Annotated in this window: 2 protein-coding genes; both read right to left on the bottom strand. The window is 41.3% G+C overall.

Translation table 11 applies throughout. The features are described from left to right. Positions 1-228: hypothetical protein (locus ACNOHI_RS24545; protein ID WP_420477350.1), on the bottom strand; the 228-nt coding region annotated here is incomplete at its 3' end. A gap of 76 nt (positions 229-304) precedes the next feature. After that, positions 305-1,091 (bottom strand): glycosyltransferase family 2 protein (locus tag ACNOHI_RS24540; protein WP_420477349.1); only part of this gene is annotated, 787 nt, incomplete at its 5' end.

The following is a 1,091-nucleotide window of genomic DNA, read 5'->3' as shown; positions in this document are numbered from 1 at the left end:
ATTAATCTCCTGCGAATAGTATTTGAAGTTTGCCATCATATTCCAGATACTGTCGGGTTTGGGAACCACCTCTGCTCCTTTGGTATTGAAAAGGAATGTTAACAGCGGTACTACGAGTGCAAGGTTTAATGTATTGAACAGTACAGAGAGCAACGTTGTTATTATGTAGGGAATCGCAAACTTTCCTATAGGTTTAGCAAATGATAGTAATCTAAAGTATGTTTTCATCTAAAAAATCAAGATGCAAAAGTATTAAAAATGCGCGGATTGCTTGGTATACAGATACACAAATGATTCTGGTATGTTAATGGCTTGCGTTCTTTAGTTTTCTCTTAAGCTGCTTTAATCTATACCGGAGATAAACCGGCCAGCCGAGTGTCTCCTTAATGATCCTGGGCTGATCTTTAAGGAAATTATGATCTTTGCCCTGAGTTGAAATACCAGACATTGAGAAATCGGCTATCAGGTAAGGGTAAAATCGGAACGTATATCTTTCATCCCCCCACAGGCGCAGATTAAGATTCCAGTCGGCGGCTAGCGGATAATTCAGATCATACTGGTACTCATCAAAAACGGAGCGTGGATAGATAATTGCCTGGTGGCAAATCGTCTCTTTTGCAAGCCGGTACGCCGAGTACTTTTTGCGGCTCGTTTCTTCGCCGTCATAACTCATATCGCCGTAGTAAACAGTATTGCTGTCTGTGAGTTTGGACGCCAACCTGGCAAACCCGCTTAAAAGCTTGTCGTCCGCTCCGAGGAAATATACCCAATCGCCTTTTGCTAGCTTTACCGCCTTGTTCATAGCATCATATACGCCCCGGTCAGGCTGGCTTTGCCAAAACGTTATATACTTATCATACTTTTCCAGAATATTTAAGGTAGCATCATTGCTCCCTCCGTCAAATACAAGTATCTCAATATTCTGATAGGGTTGTTGCATTATTGAAAGAAGACAGCTTTCAATATGGGCTGCTGCATTTAGTGTAACGACGATAATGCTTATAAAGGGTTGGCTGGAGTCGACTCTATAAAACAAATTTCTGGTTCCTCCTTTGATAGATGGCTGCATTCTACATTCCTTTTTTGAAAAG

Origin of the sequence: Noviherbaspirillum sp. ST9 (assembly GCF_048799745.1) — a bacterium.
Lineage (GTDB): Bacteria > Pseudomonadota > Gammaproteobacteria > Burkholderiales > Burkholderiaceae_D > Noviherbaspirillum.
This window is presented reverse-complemented; position numbering and strand designations above follow the sequence as displayed.